Raw genomic sequence first — 20,598 nt, forward strand, 5'->3', positions numbered from 1 at the left:
CCACCGACGCCCCCTATTATATCCTTTATAAGTCTACTAAAGCCAACTAAAAGAATAATGAAAGATTCGGCCATAAATAGAAAAAAAACGCGTAGCATCAAGCCTTCGCGTTTTTTTAATTGACGTCATTATTTATTTTTTGTCGGAAAATCGGCTTACCAACAACTCGTATAGATGAATCATTTCCTCGGACGGACGAATGCCGAGCTCCCGGCTGAGTAGCCGAACATAATCGGTATACAGAGCGGTCAATCCTTTTTTGTCCCCGGTCTGCTCGCGTATCGTCATAAGATGACGTACAACAGATTCGTCCAGCGGATTGCGCTCGTTCAGCTTGAGCAGCAGCTTGGACGCAGCGTTCATATCCCGCAAGGAAATAAGCGCTGCGGCAAGCTTTACTGAAAACGACGCATACAACCTTGCATAGCGCTCCATCTCGTAAGTGGCCCACACATAGGCTTTGTCCCCGAACAGATCGCCTGTATACATCCGTTCGATTGCAGCGCCCTCTCCACATTCAAGGCGTCAATGGATTGCAGCTTCTCCGCCTGCTTTTCAAATTCCACGTAATCGATAACGGGATCCTTCAATTCGAGCGCGTAGCCGTCGTTCTCCGAGCGTAAAGCCTCGCGCATGCCAAACGGTTCCAAAGACTTACGAAGTTGATACACAGTCGTATTCAGATAATTCTCCGCATTGACTTGATCCATGCCTCCAAAAAAGTCTTTAATTAGCCTCGAACGAGAAATACGGCTGCCACGGTAAAACAGTAAATAGGCGAACAGCTCTGTGCATTTTCGCGAGATCCACTTCACTCGTCCCGCTTCATTGCTCACAACAATGTCTCCGAGCGCTGTTATGACGATCCTCCCTTGGTTCTGGGAAGCTGGAGCCTGTAGTGATGGCGAATGGAGAGCCCTCCAGTTCGTGAACCCACGATGTACCGTCCGCTTCAGCCTTTCCTGGGAAACCGGCTTAACCAAATAATCCATCACGGACAGTTCATAAGCTTCCAGGGCGAAATCCTTGTGGGAAGTGACGAAAACAACATGCATGAGAGAGTCAGAAGCACCCAACTTTGCGGCGAACTCCATCCCGTTCTCGCCTTTCATCGAAATGTCTACGAAAGCCAGGCCGATATCGGCGTTCTCACTTAAGAAGGAGGCTGCGGACAACGCATCCGTAAAAGCGCCCGCAACGTGGACCCCGGGTAGCTTATCCAGCATTTTGTGCAAAATCAAATGCATCGCCGGCTCATCGTCCACCAAAATTCACTTTCATGCGTCTCAGCCTCCATTCCATCGTCTAATGAGTTTCTCCCGCCAGTCGATCTGGGCAGAGTGAAGGAGAAGGTCGTCCCAACTCCGGGTACGCTGTCAAACCAAAGGCTGCCGCCATGAATGCTAACAAACTCACTGGCAAGTACCAGTCCGAATCTCGCATTCCCCGGATCGTCTCCGGTGGCTGACACCTTGAAGAACGGCTCGTCCAGACGCAGCACTTCCGCCGTCTTCTCGTCGATTCCCGCTCCATTGTCGCTTACGGACACGACGATCCGATCGCCTTCCAGAACGGCTCCGATCTCAATCACCCCGCCGATTCCAGTAAACTTGATCGCATTTGAGAGCAAATTTCGCAGAATGAGATCCAGCATCTCTTTATCCGCGCTAACCGTAAGCTTCTCGTCAATTCGCTCGGTCATCCGAATTTGCTTCATGACTGCCTTCGCTCCCGCAAGCGACAAAGACTGACGGACGACCTGCTGCAAATTCCAGCCTAATGGTCGAAACACGACTTTCCCTTTCTGGCTGCGATACCAGTCGAGCAAATTCTCGACGAGATGGTACGTGCCTTGCACTTGTCCCTGGAGCTCTCGGAACAATTCGGCATGCTCATCTTCGGTGGAAGCAAGCTCCTCACCCAGAAGTTCGGTTAGGCTGACGAGGAGAGCGATCGGATCGCGAATGTCGTGCGCAACGAGGGTGAACATCTTGTCCTTGAACGAGTTCAACTCCGATAGCTGTCTTGCGCTCTCGCGCAATCGTGCCTCGTTGTCCTTCAATTCTGTAATATCATTGAACATCAACATTTTTCCGATCGGAGTGCCCGAATCGTAGATGAACGATAAGCTGCAGTTATAGTGCTTGTTGCGGTTTGCATGGAATCTATGGAACGGGAAGCGTTCGTCTCCGGTGCTTGCAGCGCGAATGCGTTCAATCAGTTCCGGACTGGAGGGCAGAACCTCCCCGACATAAGCGGGGGTAATGCTTTGTTAAACCGAGTTCCGGAAGCACCTCTTCGGCCGCACTGTTGTAACTGACGATTTGATCCTCATAATCAAGCAGAATAACTCCATCCCGAATCGTGTCGAACACTTGAGTCAGCGCAAGCGGTGTGAACCGAAGCAGATTAAACCGCAAAATCCCCCACACGTAGATGACACCCGACACAGCGGGTTTTGGTGCAACAATTAAAATCGATCAAAGATATCCGCGATTTCGTTGTTTGATTATGCTGTCAAACCAACCAATTTGTTGATTAATTCAACTGAAGAAAGGACAGACGAATGAATGCATTCGACCTGCCCTTTCCTTAGCATATGCATGACTTCGATTCCCGCGATTGTATATTCTGCAGTTTCAAAAGACTTGAATCCCAGCATTGGTTTTATGATTTTCTTTATAAATCGATGATCTTGTTCAATAATATTGTTAAGATATTTCTTTTGTCGTAGTAATGTTTCTTGTTTCATAGCCTTCTCGTCCTTTAATTGCTGAACTGTGATTGGGTACGCTGGGTTTTTATCGACGGTGATCACGCGTGGCAATTGATTGTGTGTTGAAGTCAATGCTTTCTTGAAAAATCGCTTACCTGCGGGAGCATCTCGATTTTCAGACAACATGAAGTCAATCGTGTTTCCTTTTGAATCTACTGCTCTATAAAGATACTTCCACTTTCCTTTGACTTTAATATAGGTTTCATCAGTCCGGAAGGAATCGTTTGTTGGCTTTAAATAGGGCCGAATTCGTTTGTCAATTTCCGGCCCAAACTCATGGACCCATCTCATGATGGTTGTATGAGCCATCCCAAGACCTCGTTCTTCCATCATCTCCACTAGATCACGATAACTTAGGCTATATTTCAAATACCATCTTACTGTTAGCAAGATAACTTCAGATTCATACTGCTTCCACTTAAACAAATCTAATTCAGTTTCCAACGTAATTGCCCCATCCCATGAAATCATTTCAATCATGTTATCATGTATTAGAGCTTTGCACCACAACCATAGATTTTGCTCTTCTCTATCTTCAACTGCACTTTATCCACGACATCGTCCGCTTCCGTCCCGAGGATGTCGATCAACGTAATTTCATTCCCCTCTTTGTCCGTGCCGATGGGATCATGCAAGGACACATCCTTGCGCGTTTTCTTCAACGAACGCAGATCCATAAGGATCTCGTTCTCGATACATCGAGCCGCAAATGTCGCCAGCTTCGTTCCTTTGTTCGGCGAGAATGACTCAATCGCTTTGATCAGGCCGATGGTCCCGATTGAGATCAAATCCTCGAGATCTTCCCCTGTATTGTCGAATTTTTTGACATTGTGGACACGAAGCAACGTAGATTTCTATCGATAGAGGGACTTCCATCAAATAAAAACGACAGTTCATTAATTACGGCCAGTAGACAGCACAAAAGCCCCGATCCTGCAGAAGCAGGATAGGGGCTTGAATAGCTGGTATACCAATACCTAGCTTAGCTTCTGTATAGTACTTGGTCTTCTTACCGTGCGTTATTATCCACCTTGGTAAACCGAAAAAAATCAAAGTCAGCATGCCCACCAATATGTCTGGAAGCATAATTAAACAACCCAATCCGGTATCCCATAAAATGGTCCAGCGTATATTTCATTTTAAGCGAGCTGCCGATTTGATTCCATTCTTCACCGTTTGCTGAATAGTAAAAGCTTGCAGTATCCATGCTATTTTCAAAATCGAAGTGAATTTTCAAATAAATCAGGTTGTCTTCATATTGAAGCCACTCGACCGATTTTTCAACGCCGTCGCCTTGATTGATACACATCACAACATAGCGGTTGCCGTTCGCTTCAACTTGAATGCCGACTGTTCCAAAGTTGTTTTGGAGCGCAACCATACCCGCGTGATCTCCCGACCTCATTTGAGTTACATCCATCACTGTAATTCCGATACACCCAGGTCCTTCCGTCCGTTGCGTCAATGTATTGCGGGCTAATAAGACACTACGGGTTATATTCCCCGTCACTAAACGCAACCAGCCTCGCCGCGCGGTCACCGACCATAGCCCATTATCCGGATTATGATTCCACTGCCAACTTAATGCCAATTTATTTTCTTCATACTCGAACTCATCGCTGATCACCAAAGAATTAGAGCCCGAGCTTGGCAACTGCGCTTCAAATTTCATTGGCGCCTTTCCATCCTTCCCGATGACCGGCCAATCGTCCACCCAAGAAACTGGCAGTACAAAGGGAATTCTACCCACAGCATCATGATCTTGAAATAATACGGCATACCACTCATTAGCCGGCGTGTCGACAATGCCTCCTTGAGCGATACCATTATTGAGGTAGCCCATGTCGTCATCTAGAATTACTTTATGTTCATAAGGCCCCAAAAGCTCCCGTGAACGATAACAAAGCTGTCTGCGCCGCCGGTTTCCGGTATTGGGCCACTCTATGAAGAACAAGTAATAATAACCGTTCAGCTTATACGCATGGCATCCCTCGCACCGCAGCCCGATACCGTCTCGCTCCGTCTCGAAGAGCCGTTGATTGATGCCGTCAGATTTTACCGCCATCACATCAGATGTCAACTCAGTAATATGGACATTCCCGTTTCCGTGAATGATGTAAACGCGGCCTTCGTCAAACAGCAGACTCGGATCATGATGGATTCCTGCAATTACAGAGCGGTCCCATCCCCCGTTCTCAATATCTGCCGTCCTGTAAATGTAAAACTGGTTCATATCATTACTTGAGAAGCACACATAAAACATGTCCTTATGATAACGCAAACTTGCGGCCCATGATCCTTTGCCGTAAATGCCTCTTCCGTCCAGCAAATTGTGCGCATCGTTATTCTCTATGGTATCGTAAACGTAGTTCACGATTCTCCAATCCATCAAATTCTCAGACCTCATAATCGGGCATCCGGGCATCGCATGCATGCTTGTGCTAACCATATAGTAAGCGGTTCCCACTCTAATAACACAAGGGTCCGGAACATCCGCCCAGATGATCGGATTCGTTATCGTCACATTCCCCATCGCCGCATTCTCTCCTTATGCGCCATATCAGTTGGCGTGATTGCTCTTATTTCCTTGCAGTCTCACGATATTCCACAGGAGTCACACCGGTAGATTTCTTGAAAAACCGAGTAAAAGAGTGCGGGGTTTCATACCCTACCTGCGCGCCTACCTCCGCAATCTTCAGCTCGTCCCTCTTGAGCAAAATTTTGGCTTTCTCTATTCTAATTTCATCAATATACTCGGATAAATTGACTCCACTTTCCTGTTTAAAAAGCCGCGATAAATAGGACGGATTGAAGTGAATCACGCTAGCTAAACGTACGAGAGACAAGTCCTCACCAAGATGCTCCTCAATATACGAGCGTACCTTCTCTATCACCTCAGCTGCTCTGTTACGTTCTACACTCAAACGAAGATCGAACAAGGATTCTGCGATCTGTTTCAAAAATTCGAAACTATCTTGCCAAGATGAGTGCCTATCTCTTTGCATGAGCCCGATTGTTCCCACTTTATCGTGCAGCTCCCAACGATTAACGTAGGACAAGAAGAAGAGAGCAATCGTATAATACAACTCCAAGGCAAACGGTCCCCCATTCCCGCGTTCATCGAAAGCCGTTTCCGTGAGTTCCTTGAACAGATGGAGAAATCCTTCTCTATTTCCACTTTCAAGATAAATCGCCAATGACTCCGCCTTTTCCCTCAGCGTCCTAGAGTTGGCCGATGTTTCAATCGTTTCCAAGTTGACCGTTTGTATCATCTGGGAGCCGTCTCCCGCTCGCCAATACTGCTCACTTCTAATTCGATCGTACATCTCTGAAAGCTGCTTCCATTCACATGTATCGGCGCAGAGTGTAATGGCAAAAGTGATTCCCAGAGATTCATGACAAGCACGCTGCATAAGCTCGAACTGTCCTTCTAGAAAGTTTACCGTACGAGCATACGCCTCAACCGTTCCATCGGCATACTTCGGTTGAACGAGCCAGACGAGGCTGCCGTAATGATCAATGATTCCAAGACTATCTGTGCGTTCAGCCAGAAATTTCTCTGCCAAGAATTTGACTGCAAGTGCTGCTTCCTGACTTTCAGCAAAGGAATAGTGCATGTTCGTACGCTGCAGGTCACCAACCGCTACGAGGATGGGCAAAGCTGGATCAAGAGCAATACCCAATTTACGGAAGTCAATTTCCAAAGCCTCCGCTGCTCGCGTCCCCTGAAGCAAATAGCGGAAATAGTTGCCTTGAGCAAGCGTTTCGAGTGTGCTAAGTTTCTCACTCGATTGCTTGATGAGATCATGGAACTTTAAACTATTCTCCAATTCATGTATTGCATCTGTAACCGCCTTAATAATCTTATCGTACTCTTCACTTTTCAGGAGATAGCTAACCCCGGGAGTTTGAATCGCCTGGTAGACATAATCAAAGTCATTATATCCGGTCAAAAAAATGATTTTGCAATGCGTCCAACTACTACGTATGTTTCTCATTAGCTCCAGGCCGTCCATCCCGGGCATACGGATATCGGACAACACAATGTCCACTCTCGTAGTGTTCATCCAATCCAGCGCTTCTTCACCGGAATAGGCTTTATACAAATCAAGATTCAAATTCAGTTGGCTAAATACGTCAAAAAGCCCATCTGTAATGATTTCCTCATCATCAACGATCAGCATTCTGATCATAGATCTCACCCCCTTTTAAGGGAATACTAATGGTTGCTTGCAATCCGCCGAGCTCACTTCGACTTATTCGCAGACCATATGCTTCACCGAATGTGAGTTTTACCCTGCGGTGAATATTCACCAAACCTGTCGTCTCCGTTTGCTCATCATCGTTATCCAAGGTATCCGATATACGCTGCAAAGCTTCATCCGTCAAACTTTCACCGTTATCTTCCACCACAATGCGGATTTCGGACTCTGCCGTCTCGAAGCGTATGACAACACATCCGCTGCGTTTCATTTGTTCCAAGCTGTGTTCAAACGCATTTTCAATGATGGGCTGTACAATTAAACGTGGCACTGACACCTGCTCTATTTCCGGTGGGAGAGAGTCGAATTGCACCCGGATACGTCGCGAGAAGCGTAGTTCCTGAATCTCTGTGTACATCCTGGCATGGTGAATTTCTTGTCTCAACAATACTTCGTCAGAAGCATTCCGCGTAACGAATTGGAAATACTCGCCTAGCTGCGTTGCGAACTGTCCGATACGTTCGACGTCTCCAATCTTTGCCATCGTTCTCAGAATAAAGAAGCTATTGTATAGAAAATGTGGATTAATTTGCGATTGGAGTTGCTTCAACTCTGCCCGTTGCGTCATAATTTTCTGCCTGTAGACTTGATCGATCAAAGAACGAAGATTTGTGACCATCTGGTTAAATCTGCCATACAAGTATCCGAGCTCATCCTTAGACTCATGCTGAATGTTAACGTCAAGATCACCATTCTCCATACGCCGAAAGCTTTTTACAAGCGTTAACAACGGTTTGTGAATAAATTTATAAGTGGAGAAAGCATAAATCGCAATGATGAAAAAGCAACGAGAATAAATAACCATGCCCATATATAAAATTTGTCCAGCGGCTTTTTAATCATCTGTTCTGGAATAAACCGGTAGATAGACATGCTTAAATAACCAGAGCTTGCAATTGCGGTATAATAGCGGTTCCCCGAAATAGTGAAGGTTTCCGTACTTTGAAGGGGGGTTTCTCTTATTTGCTCAATGGTTGCAGTTACATCCTGCTCTAAGTGCTTTAATGACCCACTCGTGAGAATGACACCGGATTTGTTCGTTGTCAGCAGAGTTCCGCTACCGGGATATGTGTTGAACTGGCTTAGCGCCTCCTGCAATCTCTCTTGATCAAGTTCGATTTCAATGATAAACAACGGTTGATTCCCATTGGTCACACTTTGCTTTGCCGCACTTAAAAATAATCCACCCTTCCACTCAACAATCTGGTTATTCCTGCTGCTTAATTCCGAGCGAAAGCCATTATACCGCTCGGTATTAAATTCACTTGGACCATATGCGGAAGAGATCGTTTTGGATAGCAGATAAATATGAGCACTTACATTTTTAATATATGGACTGCTGTTTTGAATCGCGTAGAGCCGTTTTCGAAGTGAGTTAATTTTCTCAGTACGTTTAAAAACATCCATCGTATCCCAAGTCAACGTCAGTTCGTTGAGATCCTCATCCTCAATTACGCCATACTGCAGCAGCTTCATCCGTTCAACTTCTTTCTCAAGATCGGTTATATAGAAGGTTAGCTGGGAAACCGCCGTTTTGGAGATGTCTTCGCTTGCCGTCTGCACGATCCAGTGATAGAGGTAGACACCAAATAAAATGATTGGCAGCATGATAAGCAAAAAAGTACTGAGCAGCCGAAGGAAAATCGTATTTCGTATAGAGAACGGTTGACGGTTGATCAAGGCACAAGCCCCCAACTTTTTTCTTCCATTATAGCCTGAACCCTATAAGTTTCGTAAGCATTTTCGTTAGGAAGCAAGCCACCCTTCACCCTTTAACACTTCCAAGTACAATCCCTTTAACAAAATACTTTTGCAGGAATGGGTACGCCAAAATGATGGGAAGGGAGCCAAGGAATATCTGCGACGCTTTCAGCGTTCGATCGGAGATGAGTGCCAAATTCATCGCCTCGTCGCGAGACAGGTTAGTTAAATTTTGTTGAATGACAATTGTCTGAATATAACTTTGCAGCGGGTAATGGCTAGGGTCTCCCATAAGAAGAAGTCCATCAAACCAACTGTTCCAATGCTCCACCATGGAGAATAGAGCAAGGGTTGCAAGTGCGGGCTTGGATATCGGAACATATATTTTCCAAAGTGTTGTCCAGTAGCTAGCGCCGTCCATGACAGCCGCCTCCTCGAGCTCTTTGGGCACCTCGCGAAAAAAGTTCAGCAATAATACAACACTGAAAACGGGAACTGCTCCCGGAAGGACAAGCGCCCAAATCGTATCAAGAAGATTGTACTCTTTAAGCGTAGAGTACCAAGGAATTAAGCCCCCGTGGAAAAGCATCGTTAAAAAGAAAACCCAAGCGTAAACCATACGCAGGCTAAACGCCTTCGTTTCTTTGGATAAAGGAAATGCAACCAGGATGGTTAAAATCAAATTTAGTGGTGTACCGATCGCAATACGCTCCAAAGACACCAGCATGGATTGCCAGAACGCTTCCCGGCTAGCTGTATATGTATAGGAGGCCAATGTAAAATCAACCGGCCACAATTTCACATAACCTGCTGCTGCAGCAGTACTTGAACTAAACGAAACGGCGACGATATGGACTAACGGCAGTACACATATTATGGATACCAGTATGAGGAAGGTAGTATTCAGAACGGAAAACCATTCGAGCCGCCTTCGACTCGTAGATACCCGCATATATGCGTCAGACGCAGATCTTGATGATGGCTGTACCATTGTTTTCCCTCCTCTTAGAAAATTCGATATTTCGCAAATCGATAAGCAACAAAATAAGAGCCCGATATCAGGATAAGCGAAACCAATGATTTAAATAATCCAACCGCAGTTGCGACACCGTATTGGGCATCTAATAATCCGATCCGATACACAAAAGTATCCAGAATATCGCCGCTTTGATACACTTGCGGACTATACAAGTTAAACACTTGATCGAATCCAGCATTTAACAGCTGCCCAAGGCTTAAAACAGACAACAGAACGATGACCATGCGCATTCCGGGAAGGGTGATATGCCAAATCTTATGCCAACGGTTAGCACCATCAATCGTAGCAGATTCGTACAAACCGGGATCTATGCCGGTTATAGCCGCTAAATAAATGATGGTTCCATAGCCAAAGTTTTTCCAGATATCGGATGACACCAGAGTAAATGGAAACCAATGATTGTCCCCAAGGAAAAATATTCTCTTAAGTCCGAGCGAATCAAGCAATTCGTTAACAATACCGCTGGAGGGCGATAAAATATCGATGAGTATGCCGCCAAGAACGACCCACGAGAGAAAATATGGTAAATAAATGGTCGTTTGTACACTTCTTTTGATGACTTCATTCTTCAATTCGTTGAGAAGAATGGCAAAAATAATTGGTACGATTAAGCCTAGAATAAGCTTTAGACTCGAAATAAAAAGGGTATTCCACAAGACCTGATTAAAGCTAGGCAGGTTCATGACATATTTGAAATTATCCAAACCGATCCACCGCTGATCACCGAAAAGACCTTTTGCAGGAATGAACTTCTGAAATGCGATAATGATTCCTGCCATGGGGACATAGGAGAATAGAATAATCAGTACCAGTCCCGGTAATATCATCAGATGCAACGGAAGCTCTCTCCATATTTTCCTGGTTCCCATATCCATCCTCCATCATTTGAAGCAAAATAAGCAGAGGAAGGAAGACCACACCTCCTCTGCCCATTGCTACTTCTTCGTTTTTACATACCAGTCATTTACTTCTTTCGTAATCTGATCTCCGCCCAACTTCGCCCAATCTTTCACAAATTTATCAAATTCATCGACAGATCCACCCATAATGATTTTGGTGTACGTCTCATTCATTAACTTTTCCAAAGTAGACTTACGCTCAACCATGGTAGGCGTAGGTGCTCCGACAAATTTATCCATAAGGAACTGATTGTTTTTATCGTACTGATCAACGATCCCCTCGGAGCCTTCCGGACCGTAAATCCGCTCCCATCCCCATAATGCAAATCCTTCCTTCGTTGCTGACTTGTAGGCATCTAGTTTACTTTGAATGGTTTTGGCTTCCCCTTTCAAAGTCGAGAAGTCTCCGGCTTTACGAGCTGCATCGATCGCTCTGTATGCTTCTACGTTCTTTTTAACCGGAGCTGGAGTGACCGGAGACAGCTGCCACACACTTTCCGCTTCCGGAGGTGCGTAATACTTGTCAAATTCCGCCGTTGCGCCAAAGTTTTTCTCCAGATGAAGATTAAACAATTTGATGACCGCTTCAGGATGCTTGAATCCCTTTTTTACCGCAAAAAATTTGGTCGTACTGAATTTCAGAGGAACTTTCGGAGTATCTCCGGATTCCGAAACAATCGGAAATGCGCGCCATTGTGAATTAGGCTCATTGTTCTTATTTAATTGTAATGGCCAAATGGAATTCCACTGTTCGCCGTATTCCATTCCGATCTTTCCGGAGGCGATTTGCTCGGATACTTTGCCTCCATCTTTTGTACCGAACTCCTGGTCCAATTCACCGTTTTTGAACATGTTCTGAAGAGATTGAAGCGCTTTCTTGACTTCCGGCTGAATGCCGCCAAAAACCAGATTACCGGAAGCATCCGCCAACCACATATTCGGATAAGCCTTGTAGCCGGCCATGAACCCTTCCAATCCCATGGCTCCGCCCCATAAGGTCTTGGTTAACCCCAGTCCAAAAGTATCTTTTTTCCCATTGCCATCCGGATCGTTTTCCGCAAATGCTTTCGATATCGCCTGCACATCTGCCATCGTCTTCGGAGGCTGTAAGCCTAATTTTTGAAGCCAATCCGTACGAATCCAAATAAACATAGCGCGTTCGAGCGAAGAATCGACCTGCGGGATTGCCATCAGTTTGCCGTCAATTGTAACTGCATCGAATGGACCGCTCCCCTCCTGCGATAAAATTTGTTTGGTTAACGGAGAAGCATACTTCTCATATAAGGCCGTCATATCTTCAATTTGATCGGAGTCAGCTAATTGCTTCAATTGCGTTGCGTTAACTGGAATTACGTCAGGCAGATCACCGGAAGCTAACGTTACATTTAACTTCTGTAGATATTGTTCCGAGGTATCGTTACCCTTTACGACCCAACTGTTTTTAATGTTGATGCCCAACTGATCCTTATATAAGCGACTCCAGCGGTTATCTTCGAATGTCTCGCCTTTAAGCACGCCAAGCACATTATTTTCTACAACATCACTGAGATTTCGTACGAAAGATACATCGATTGGCGGATCATACTTGCCAAGAGGGTCTGCATTTGTAACTTTCACATCACTTGCACCAGCAGTGCTTACCGCTTCTTTTGCAGCCTCTTTCTGTCCGGCCGCCGGTCCGTCTTGGTTACTGCATGCAGCTAAGAAAGTAGAAATGACTAAGAACGAAATGGATAACGCTTTCACTTTATGCTTTTTTTGTTTCATGAACATCCCCCAGTTCCTGGTTTTAAAATGCCTCACAGCGATGTTGCTGTGTTATGTACTCATTATAAAATCCATAAAAGAAGCGAGCAATGTGCAACTCTTTACTTTACTTACCTGTTGTTGTCATCTTGTAAGCGCAAACATCATGTGGCAGACCAACGCAGATTCTTTAATATTTCCTCCTTTTTAATGGATTAAGGTCTGTCCCCAAACTGAGACAGACCTCTCATTTGCAAGGATACCTCGGATGATACGGTGGTATATCACTAAGCACTGCATTATAATTCGAATTTCCCCTTGGTTCGTATAAATCATCCACCATTCCTTGGTCTGACGATTCCAAATGACTACAGGATCTGCCGCACCGTCATAGAATGGATCCCTAAATAATGGCGATTTCATTCCTTCTCCACTCCCAATATAAAGTATGTTCGAACGTCATGTGCACTTACTTTGCTCCTGCAACCTCATAACAAAATTGGTCTACATCAATATAACCCTGTTCACTCTCGCAGTTATCTCCGACTCGAATGACATCCGGATCGCTATAATCTCCTGGCAAGACAGGATTGACATAGGTGCCGTCCCCCTGATCTCCCCAAGCTCCCTTCTTCGATAACAGATTGTAGTTATCTTCCATAACAGGGTCATCCTTTCCGTTCTAAAAGAATATTATATTTTTCCGATGAGATACTCTTGTTTTCCGTCCCGTAAAAATACCGGAATCGTGCTTAGTTGAGCTTCAACATAGATGGTTTGTCCGCCTTCGAAGAACCTTCCTGTACGTGCATCCGTCCATCTTGCACCTTCAGGCAGATACACCTCTCTCGATACGGTGCCTTCATAAAGGATTGGGGCAACCAGCAGATCCGGACCATACAGGTATTCATCTTTAATATCCCAAACCTTATCGTCCTTCTGGAATTCATAGAAGAGCGGCCTCATAACCGGCGCACCTTTTTCATGAGCTTCTTTCATCAACTCACGGGTATAATCCCTTAAGGTCTCCCGCAATTCAATATATTTAACCAATATAGCGTAAGCCTCATCCCCAAAACTCCATATTTCGTTGTTTCCGCCGGTATTTAATGCTTTGCTGCCGTCTTTTCTGAATACTTCCTTGCCTCCACTGCGATCGCCATGCAATCTCATAACAGGACAGAAAGTCCCCCATTGGAACCATCGGATCAGCAGTTCACGGAATTTGGGATTGTCCGGGTTATCTCCTGAAAAGCCTCCGATATCCGTCGTCCACCAAGGGATCCCCGCCATGCCCATATGAAGGCCTGCAACGATTTGTTTTCTGAAATCTTCAAATGAAGAATGAATATCTCCCGACCACACTAATGCGCCATATCGTTGGCTGCCTGCCCAAGCGCAGCGAACCGTGTTTACGATTTTGTCCTGTCCTTCCGCCTGCATGCCGTCGAAAAAGGACTCAGCCGACTGTGTCGTCCGCGCTTTGTACGCGAGACTTTACGAGTTCCATTTGTAAATCTCGATCTGTACATTTCAGCCCCGCCAGAAATTGAAAACGTTTACTAATTCCATTATGCTGTCGGATTTAGCTCCGGTCTTTAGACCTCTTCGGAAATTGTTGTGCTTCTTCAAATACAAATAGGGGCTTTCCAAGAGATAGCCCCGTTAAAGAACTTGTTTTTACACCTTTTAGAAATGCCGCGGGTTTGCATTGCCTACGCTGACCGCCATCTGCTCCGATGGCATGGACGGGGACGGCTTGCAAACCGGGGTCCCAACGTTACATATATGAAGGCTTAACCGTATAAATAAACCCGGGCTCCGTATCGAAAGCGATCGTCCCGTATGCGTTGCTTTCGAACGCAACGGTTCTGCCGTCCGCTTCCACCTTCAGCGGAACTGAAGCCGTAACACGGCAAGGACCGCCGAGAAGCGAACGAATCTCTGCCTTTACGAGCGCGTTGTTCTCCCAGGCAAGACCGATCTCAAAGCCCCCTCTTGCTCGAAGTCCTTTGACTGAGCCGGTTTCCCATGCATTTGGAAGAGCAGGCAGCAGACGGATGGCGCCGGTATGAGACTGCATCAGCATTTCGGCTACGCCGGCCGTTAAGCCGAAATTCCCGTCGATCTGAAACGGCGGATGCGCGCCGAACAAGTTCGGATAGACGCCGCCGCCTGTGACGCTGCCCACATCGGTGTGAACGAGATTCAGCACGTTCCCGATTAGCTGCAAGGTGCGGTTTCCGTCGCCGAATCGTGCCCACAGGCTGATTTTCCACGCGAGGCTCCAGCCGGTGCCGATATCGCTGCGCCGTTCGAGCGAGCGCTGCGCCGCTTCGAACAGCTCCGGCGTTGCCTCCGCGGTCAACTGACAGCCCGGATAAACGCCGAACAGATGCGACACATGGCGATGCTGCACATCCTGATCCTCGAAATCAAGAAACCATTCCTGAAGCTGACCGTATTTGCCGATCTGATACGGAAGCAGCCTGGACCTAGCCTCCGCCAGCTCCTCCCGGAAGCTATCGTCCATTCCAAGTATATTCGCCGCCTTGATGCAGTTCGTGAACAAGTCCCAGATCAGTGCATGATCCATCGTCGCCCCTTTGCTGACGGCAGCCATTTGGCCGTTCGGTAATACAAACTTATGCTCGGGGGAGGTGGATGGCGATGTGGCCAGCCGACCGTCCGGTTCCTCCTGCAGCCAATCCAGGCAGAAGAGAGCCGCTTCCTTCATGATCGGATAGGCGTTGTCACGAAGGAACGACGTATCTCCACCGAATGCATAATGCTCCCACAGATGCTGGCTTAGCCAAGGACCGGCCATGAACCAGCTCGCCCAAACGGGGTCCCCGTTGCCGAAGTCTCCTACCGGCGCGGAATGGCACCAGATATCGCTGTTGTGATGCGCGACCCAGCCGCGGGCGCCATAATTGATGCGCGCGGTTTCCGCCCCTGCCTTGGCCAAATTGCCGATGAAATCAAGCAACGGCCCATGGCATTCGGCCAAGTTGCACGTCTCCGCGAGCCAATAATTCATTTCCGCGTTTATATTTAACGTATAATTGCTGCTCCAGGGCGGCCGTGTTTCCTTATTCCAAATTCCCTGTAAATTCGCCGCCTGCGTGCCGGGCCGGGAACTCGCGATCAGCAGGTACCTGCCGAATTGAAACAGGAGTTCCACCAGTTTCTTGTCCTTCACTCCGTATTCGGCAACGCGTATGTCTGTCGGTACGTCGCCAGGAATGTCGGATGACCCCAAATCAAGGGTAACTCGATCGTATAAAACGCGATAATCGGCAATGTGAGAGGCATAAAGCTTTGAATAAGTCTTATTAAGAGCCGCGTTCAAGTGTCTCTCTGCGATTTGGGAAGGGTCGACACCCTCCGCTGCCGGATTACGGTCAAAACCATGAAAGCTCGTTGCTGCGCTAAAAATGATGGTCGCGGTTGTAGCTGATTCGACATGCAGTCCGTCATGATCGGCATAAGCGCGGCCATCTTCGGTCTGAATAGCAAGCCTTCCATCGAAGCGTGTGCCGGATTCGCCGTAGCGAATCGGATTGTTGGTCTGATAGTAATTCGGGTCGACATGGACCGGAGCCCTACCTCTCATCACGATGTGTTCGCCCTCGGGACCGGTTTGATGCCGGAGCGGACTCCATAGCTTGGCCGTAAAGTTCAGCATGCCGGGACGGTCCGCCTCGATCCGCATAACAAGAGTTTGATCCGGGAAGGAAATGAAGCAGGTTCGGGTGTATGTGACTTCCCCGATCCTATACCGAACCGATGCGGCCGCAGTCTCCAGATCCAGCAAACGTTCGTACTGTGTGACATTATCGCCGTGATAAAAGTGTACGGTCAAATCCCCAAAAGGCATATATGATTGCGTATAAGGACCCATCGCTTTTTTGCAAAGAGCGTCCGCTTCCTCATTATTCCCTTCATTAATTAGACGGCGAATTTCAGGAAGCGCCTTCCGGGCGTTCGGGTTCGTCCCATCCTTCGGTTCCCCCGACCATAGCGTATCCTCATTCAGTTGCAAGCGTTCGGTCTCGATCCCTCCGAATACCATCGCTCCGATACGGCCGTTTCCTAACGGAAGCGCCTCTGTCCAATAGGATGCAGGTTTCGTGTAATTCAGCTTCAAATGATTCGCTCCTCTTCACAAAAAAGTTGCCGCTAACTCCTTCCCATACAGAGCCTGTAGCGGTACATACTTCAATTTATTCTCAACCCTACTTCCTCATGGAGTTCGAGAAAGATATCGCGGGGCTCCTCCGTCAATATGTTAAGGAAAAAAGCCTCAATGAACCTTTATCTTCTGACCCCGCCATGCAATCTTTATTTTAACATTATATTTTATTCATCCTATATCGTAATCTAGCATTGATATACTGTTTTTTGATATTTACATATATTCAACCCTCTAAACGCCGAATCCCACGCTCAATTCTCTGTAAGACAGCTTCAGCGGAAGCCAATTTCCCCTCTAAGCTGGAATCCCCAACCACTGACTCTTTTCCTGAGAGAATTCCCCCAAGGACAGGTCTCGCATCCCCTTCCGTAACTCTTCCATCCTGAAAAAAGAAGAGGTTTCCCCCACAGATTTCTTAATATATCCTTTTCATTTCCAATACATTAAAAATAAGCAAACTAATTAAAAATGACGAATCTGGCCACAATAAGTTCCATTTCTTCAACATCAAGGAAGCAGGCCGGACAGAAAAAGAGGCCGTCCTATGCTAGCAAAATGGTGTTGGAGAACACCGAAATGATTTCATTATTCATTAGGATCATCGATAAGTCGTCATTCGTACTCAGGAAGGTTTGAACCGTCGGACTGTATAGCAGTGATGTCGAGATTCCATCCATGTCTGAATAGAAGCTCTCCATTTTATCTTCAACCTGAAGCAATATTTTACTAACGGAGTCCGTAACCTTCTTCTCGATAATGCGCTTTGCAATCGTGTTCGAAATGACAAATAAAATCAAAAGAATGACCAGCATTATCAAGATCAAAAAAAGGACTTGCTTGATAAGGCTAAGCTTGCGAAATCGACCCATGATTTTCATTTCCTCTTGTATTCTTTTACCACTCGGCAACCACTTTCTTCCGCCATTGCCCTGCGGTTTGCGTAAATCTTCCACCATTCCTTGGCTTCTCTGTTCCAAATAACGACCGGATCCGCTGCTCCGTCATAAATAGGGTCTCGATACAATGGCGTTTTCATCATAGCCTCCAGTGTGTGTTCGTCATTTTTAGGATATAACAGGTTTGAAGGAGGGGATTCCAAGCAGGTTTTATTCTGATTGGAATGACCTTGTTTCCTTCCAATCATTTGTTCACTAAACTTTAACGGTGATCGTCACGCCTGCCGAGTTAACCAGCACGGCGCGGTACTCGTACACTCCCGGCACCTTGCCGCTCACATCATCTTTTACCGTATATTTGAACCAATCCGTGGTATAAAGAGAAATATCATCGGAAATTCGTACCCAGTTCGTATAGTGTTGGATGCTATTTGAGCCCCATCAAAATGCGGGCCATTGTATAGACGCAAATAGCCGGGCCTTTCCGTTAACGACCATTTGTCGGCTCGCGGCTGGTTCCATTCTCAATGCAGCTCAAGCACCGCCCGGTCAAAATCGTCATTCGTGGAAAGAACCGTCACGGAATGTCCGTTTATGGGCTTCCTGTCTCCCCATACCATCTCCCCGGAATCCGTCTGGACAAGTCCGCCCTGATTCGGCTCCCGTTCTACTTCCATGCCGTGCGTATGTCGATTGTAATTGTATTCCAAGCCAATGCTTGTCAAATCATTCACAACTTGGCCGATCATTCTCCAATTCACCAGATCTTTGGAATGCAGTATTGCCACCGAAAGTCCGGACACGCCGTTCTTGTTCCGGACTCCCGTTGGTTCATTCACTTCCGCTGCATTCTATTTGTTCATCTCTTAACATTGACATCCCGGATAGTCCATTATCTTTTGACTACAGTATAAAGCAAGCGCTTTCTCGGAGGTATGTCGGCGGCTCGCATCTCTTGAATAGCAGAAAGCTTCCGAATGTATATAGGTTCGGAAGCTTCCTCTCATTATCATGGCCTTTCGTCTTTTCCTATTCGAATATTAGATTTTTCCGATGAGATGCTCTTGTTTTCCATTCCGTAAAAAAACCGGAATCGTGCTTAGAGGAGCTTCAACATGAATGGTTTGTCCGCCTTCGAAGATCCTTCCTGTACGTGCATCCGTCCAGCTTGCACCTTCAGGCAGATATACCTCTCTGGATACGGCGCCTTCATAAAGGATGGGGGCGATCAACAGATCCGGACCATACAGGTATTCGTCTTTCATATCCCAAACCTTATCGTCATTCTGGAATTCGTAGAAGAGCGGCCTCATAACCGGCGCCCCCTTTTCATGGGCTTCTTTCATCAACTCACGGGTATAATCCCTTAAGGTCTCCCGCAATTCAAGATATTTAACTAATATCTCGTATGCCTCGTCCCCAAAACTCCATACCTCGTTGTTTCCGCCGGTATTTAATGCTTTGCTGCCGTCTTTTTTGAATACTTCCTTGCCACCCCTGCGATCGCCATGCAATCGCATAACAGGGCAGAAAGCCCCCCATTGGAACCAGCGGATCAGGAGCTCACGAAACTTGGGATCGTCCGGGTTACCTCCTGCAAAGCCTCCGATATCCGTCGTCCACCAAGGGATCCCCGCAATTCCCATATGAAGGCCTGCAACGATTTGTTTTCTGAAATCTTCAAACGAAGAATGAATATCTCCCGACCACACCAAAGCGCCATAGCGTTGGCTGCCTGCCCAAGCGCAGCGAACCAGGTTTACGATATTCTCCTGTCCTTCCGCCTGCATGCCGTCATAAAAGGTTTTGGAATAGCGCTGCGGATAGATATTTCCGATTTGAACATTAGGTCCCATAGCGTAGCGGTAATTATCAAAGTCATACACATCGTATTCAGGTTCTGCTTCATCCAGCCAGAAGATCTTGATTCCATGATCATAATAATTCTTCTTGCATTTGGACCATACATACTCCCTGGCTTTCGGATTTGTAGCATCGAAATAAATATTGGCGGGGAACCATTCCATCATGGCAACCTGGACTCCCCGTTCCGCTTTAATCAAATAACCCTTTTGCCGCATTTCCTCAAAATTTTCGCTATAGCGGTCAATCTGCGGCCAAACCGAAACCATCAGTTCGATTCCCATGGATTTCAGCTCATCCATCATGGCCTTCGGATCAGGGAAAAATTCTTCCTCAAATCTGAAGTCCCCCTGTTTGGGCCAGTGGAAAAAGTCAACGACAATGACATCGATCGGCAGCTTTCTTCTCTTATATTCCCTTGCAACCTCCAACAGCTGTTCCTGATTATAATATCGCAGTTTGCACTGCCAGAAGCCAAGTCCATATTCTGGCATCATGGGGACGGTACCCGCCGCTTTTCCGTACGCGGCTTCGATTTCTGCCGGCGAATCGCCTGCCGTTATCCAATAATCCAACTGTTTTGTGCTTTCTGCAACCCATTCAGTCCGATTATTGGCGAAGTTCACTTTTCCGATCGCAGGATTATGCCATAAGAAGCCATACCCTTTGCTGGAATATAAAAACGGAATACTTGCTTGGGAATTACGATGAGCCAACTCAAGCGTGGAGCCTTTCAAATCAAAGGTTTCCTGTTGGTATTGACCCATACCGTAGATTCTCTCACCATCATTTCCGGCAAAGGAAACCGTTAATTGATGATCCCCACCGATAATCGGCTTGAATGCTCTTGACCGAAGCTTCAGCGCTCCGCCGACGCCTATTTCTTGAAGCAATAATTCACCTTTATCATTGTAAAAGGAAATTCGTCCCGGGGTATCCCACCATGACTGTCTGACCACCGCTTTTATCTTACCGTTTTGAATGGAAGCCGTTTCAGCTTCATGATCGATCTTTATTGTTGCTTCCACTTCGCCACCAACAGGCAGCAAGGCATAGTCCGTATCCAGGATTTCGCCCATCATTCGGGAGCGGATCCGTAAACTGTTTTCACCCCAAGCTTCAATTTGTAAGGTTTCTCCGTTGTACTCAAAAATCAGCTTCCCATTCCCTGCAGTAAAAAATTCCATGCTTATCCCCTTCCGCAAAAGCGTTTTTATG

General features: G+C 46.6%; 20 protein-coding genes and 2 pseudogenes. All 22 read right to left on the minus strand.

Annotated elements, in window-relative coordinates; genetic code table 11:
* Positions 1–132: 132 nt before the first annotated feature.
* The 22 genes and pseudogenes from QFZ77_RS31350 to QFZ77_RS31450 all read right to left on the minus strand — a co-directional run bounded on the left by QFZ77_RS31350 (position 133) and on the right by QFZ77_RS31450 (position 20,567).
* Entirely contained in the window at positions 133–489 is a 357-nt protein-coding gene (locus tag QFZ77_RS31350) for a bacterial transcriptional activator domain-containing protein (protein WP_307445924.1), read from the minus strand.
* Positions 396–1,265 carry a response regulator gene (locus QFZ77_RS31355; RefSeq protein ID WP_307445926.1) on the minus strand — a complete coding sequence of 290 codons (870 nt, stop codon included), beginning with the start codon at positions 1,263–1,265 and terminating at the stop codon, positions 396–398. Before QFZ77_RS31355 ends, QFZ77_RS31350 begins: the two co-directional genes overlap by 94 nt.
* Complete coding sequence (locus QFZ77_RS31360; protein WP_307445928.1) at positions 1,238–2,083, minus strand: sensor histidine kinase; 846 nt, start codon at positions 2,081–2,083, stop codon at positions 1,238–1,240. Before QFZ77_RS31360 ends, QFZ77_RS31355 begins: the two co-directional genes overlap by 28 nt.
* 130 nt (positions 2,084–2,213) lie before the next feature.
* Entirely contained in the window at positions 2,214–2,432 is a 219-nt protein-coding gene (locus QFZ77_RS31365; RefSeq protein WP_307445930.1) for a PAS domain-containing protein, read from the minus strand.
* Between the two features lie 77 nt (positions 2,433–2,509).
* A complete protein-coding gene (locus QFZ77_RS31370) occupies positions 2,510–3,220 on the minus strand; it encodes an IS6 family transposase (RefSeq protein ID WP_307445932.1) in 711 nt (236 codons plus the stop codon).
* Between the two features lie 68 nt (positions 3,221–3,288).
* A pseudogene (locus tag QFZ77_RS31375) lies at positions 3,289–3,621 on the minus strand (sigma factor); the annotation flags it as partial.
* Positions 3,622–3,785: 164 nt separating this feature from the next.
* Positions 3,786–5,309 (minus strand): glycoside hydrolase family 43 protein, encoded by a 1,524-nt coding sequence (locus QFZ77_RS31380; RefSeq protein WP_307445934.1) that lies wholly within the window; start codon positions 5,307–5,309, stop codon positions 3,786–3,788.
* 46 nt (positions 5,310–5,355) lie between these two features.
* Complete coding sequence (locus QFZ77_RS31385; RefSeq protein ID WP_307445936.1) at positions 5,356–6,969, minus strand: response regulator transcription factor; 1,614 nt, start codon at positions 6,967–6,969, stop codon at positions 5,356–5,358.
* Positions 6,947–7,738: a sensor histidine kinase gene (locus QFZ77_RS31390; protein WP_307445938.1), complete on the minus strand. Its 792-nt coding sequence runs from the start codon at positions 7,736–7,738 to the stop codon at positions 6,947–6,949. Before QFZ77_RS31390 ends, QFZ77_RS31385 begins: the two co-directional genes overlap by 23 nt.
* A gap of 23 nt (positions 7,739–7,761) precedes the next feature.
* Entirely contained in the window at positions 7,762–8,718 is a 957-nt protein-coding gene (locus QFZ77_RS31395; protein ID WP_307445940.1) for a hypothetical protein, read from the minus strand.
* A gap of 85 nt (positions 8,719–8,803) precedes the next feature.
* Complete coding sequence (locus QFZ77_RS31400; RefSeq protein WP_307449992.1) at positions 8,804–9,691, minus strand: carbohydrate ABC transporter permease; 888 nt, start codon at positions 9,689–9,691, stop codon at positions 8,804–8,806.
* Positions 9,692–9,744: 53 nt separating this feature from the next.
* Entirely contained in the window at positions 9,745–10,647 is a 903-nt protein-coding gene (locus QFZ77_RS31405; RefSeq protein ID WP_307445942.1) for an ABC transporter permease, read from the minus strand.
* A 66-nt stretch (positions 10,648–10,713) separates the two neighbouring features.
* Entirely contained in the window at positions 10,714–12,444 is a 1,731-nt protein-coding gene (locus QFZ77_RS31410) for an extracellular solute-binding protein (RefSeq protein WP_307445944.1), read from the minus strand.
* A 186-nt stretch (positions 12,445–12,630) separates the two neighbouring features.
* The gene (locus tag QFZ77_RS31415; protein WP_307445946.1) at positions 12,631–12,846 is read right to left on the minus strand and encodes a hypothetical protein; all 216 of its coding nucleotides are present in this window, start codon (positions 12,844–12,846) and stop codon (positions 12,631–12,633) included.
* Between the two features lie 46 nt (positions 12,847–12,892).
* A complete protein-coding gene (locus QFZ77_RS31420; protein WP_307445948.1) occupies positions 12,893–13,084 on the minus strand; it encodes a hypothetical protein in 192 nt (63 codons plus the stop codon).
* A 32-nt stretch (positions 13,085–13,116) separates the two neighbouring features.
* Positions 13,117–13,422: a hypothetical protein gene (locus QFZ77_RS38040; protein WP_373462783.1), complete on the minus strand. Its 306-nt coding sequence runs from the start codon at positions 13,420–13,422 to the stop codon at positions 13,117–13,119.
* Between the two features lie 21 nt (positions 13,423–13,443).
* A pseudogene (locus QFZ77_RS38045) lies at positions 13,444–13,878 on the minus strand (TIM-barrel domain-containing protein); the annotation flags it as partial.
* Between the two features lie 325 nt (positions 13,879–14,203).
* Entirely contained in the window at positions 14,204–16,573 is a 2,370-nt protein-coding gene (locus QFZ77_RS31430; RefSeq protein WP_307445951.1) for a glycoside hydrolase family 95 protein, read from the minus strand.
* Between the two features lie 590 nt (positions 16,574–17,163).
* Positions 17,164–17,490, minus strand: a complete 327-nt coding sequence (locus QFZ77_RS31435) for a hypothetical protein (RefSeq protein ID WP_307445953.1) — start codon at positions 17,488–17,490, stop codon at positions 17,164–17,166.
* 5 nt (positions 17,491–17,495) lie between these two features.
* Positions 17,496–17,660, minus strand: a complete 165-nt coding sequence (locus QFZ77_RS31440; RefSeq protein ID WP_307445955.1) for a hypothetical protein — start codon at positions 17,658–17,660, stop codon at positions 17,496–17,498.
* A 381-nt stretch (positions 17,661–18,041) separates the two neighbouring features.
* Complete coding sequence (locus QFZ77_RS31445) at positions 18,042–18,356, minus strand: hypothetical protein (RefSeq protein WP_307445957.1); 315 nt, start codon at positions 18,354–18,356, stop codon at positions 18,042–18,044.
* A gap of 201 nt (positions 18,357–18,557) precedes the next feature.
* Positions 18,558–20,567: a TIM-barrel domain-containing protein gene (locus QFZ77_RS31450; RefSeq protein ID WP_307445959.1), complete on the minus strand. Its 2,010-nt coding sequence runs from the start codon at positions 20,565–20,567 to the stop codon at positions 18,558–18,560.
* Positions 20,568–20,598 lie beyond the last annotated feature (31 nt).

Source organism: Paenibacillus sp. V4I3 (genome assembly GCF_030817215.1).
GTDB lineage: Bacteria > Bacillota > Bacilli > Paenibacillales > NBRC-103111 > Paenibacillus_E.

What these genes read in the sequence shown, in the direction of transcription:
- QFZ77_RS31440 (WP_307445955.1), bottom strand. Translation starts at nt 17,660, where the DNA reads ATGATGAAAACGCCATTGTATCGAGACCCTATTTATGACGGAGCAGCG.
- QFZ77_RS31385 (WP_307445936.1), bottom strand. Translation starts at nt 6,969, where the DNA reads ATGATCAGAATGCTGATCGTTGATGATGAGGAAATCATTACAGATGGG.
- QFZ77_RS31420 (WP_307445948.1), bottom strand. Translation starts at nt 13,084, where the DNA reads ATGGAAGATAACTACAATCTGTTATCGAAGAAGGGAGCTTGGGGAGAT.
- QFZ77_RS31380 (WP_307445934.1), bottom strand. Translation starts at nt 5,309, where the DNA reads ATGGGGAATGTGACGATAACGAATCCGATCATCTGGGCGGATGTTCCG.
- QFZ77_RS31450 (WP_307445959.1), bottom strand. Translation starts at nt 20,567, where the DNA reads ATGGAATTTTTTACTGCAGGGAATGGGAAGCTGATTTTTGAGTACAAC.
- QFZ77_RS31435 (WP_307445953.1), bottom strand. Translation starts at nt 17,490, where the DNA reads ATGGGTCGATTTCGCAAGCTTAGCCTTATCAAGCAAGTCCTTTTTTTG.
- QFZ77_RS31405 (WP_307445942.1), bottom strand. Translation starts at nt 10,647, where the DNA reads ATGGGAACCAGGAAAATATGGAGAGAGCTTCCGTTGCATCTGATGATA.
- QFZ77_RS38040 (WP_373462783.1), bottom strand. Translation starts at nt 13,422, where the DNA reads ATGAAAGAAGCTCATGAAAAAGGTGCGCCGGTTATGAGGCCGCTCTTC.
- QFZ77_RS31390 (WP_307445938.1), bottom strand. Translation starts at nt 7,738, where the DNA reads ATGGAGAATGGTGATCTTGACGTTAACATTCAGCATGAGTCTAAGGAT.
- QFZ77_RS31360 (WP_307445928.1), bottom strand. Translation starts at nt 2,083, where the DNA reads ATGTTCAATGATATTACAGAATTGAAGGACAACGAGGCACGATTGCGC.
- QFZ77_RS31415 (WP_307445946.1), bottom strand. Translation starts at nt 12,846, where the DNA reads ATGAAATCGCCATTATTTAGGGATCCATTCTATGACGGTGCGGCAGAT.
- QFZ77_RS31410 (WP_307445944.1), bottom strand. Translation starts at nt 12,444, where the DNA reads ATGAAACAAAAAAAGCATAAAGTGAAAGCGTTATCCATTTCGTTCTTA.
- QFZ77_RS31400 (WP_307449992.1), bottom strand. Translation starts at nt 9,691, where the DNA reads ATGCGGGTATCTACGAGTCGAAGGCGGCTCGAATGGTTTTCCGTTCTG.
- QFZ77_RS31350 (WP_307445924.1), bottom strand. Translation starts at nt 489, where the DNA reads ATGTATACAGGCGATCTGTTCGGGGACAAAGCCTATGTGTGGGCCACT.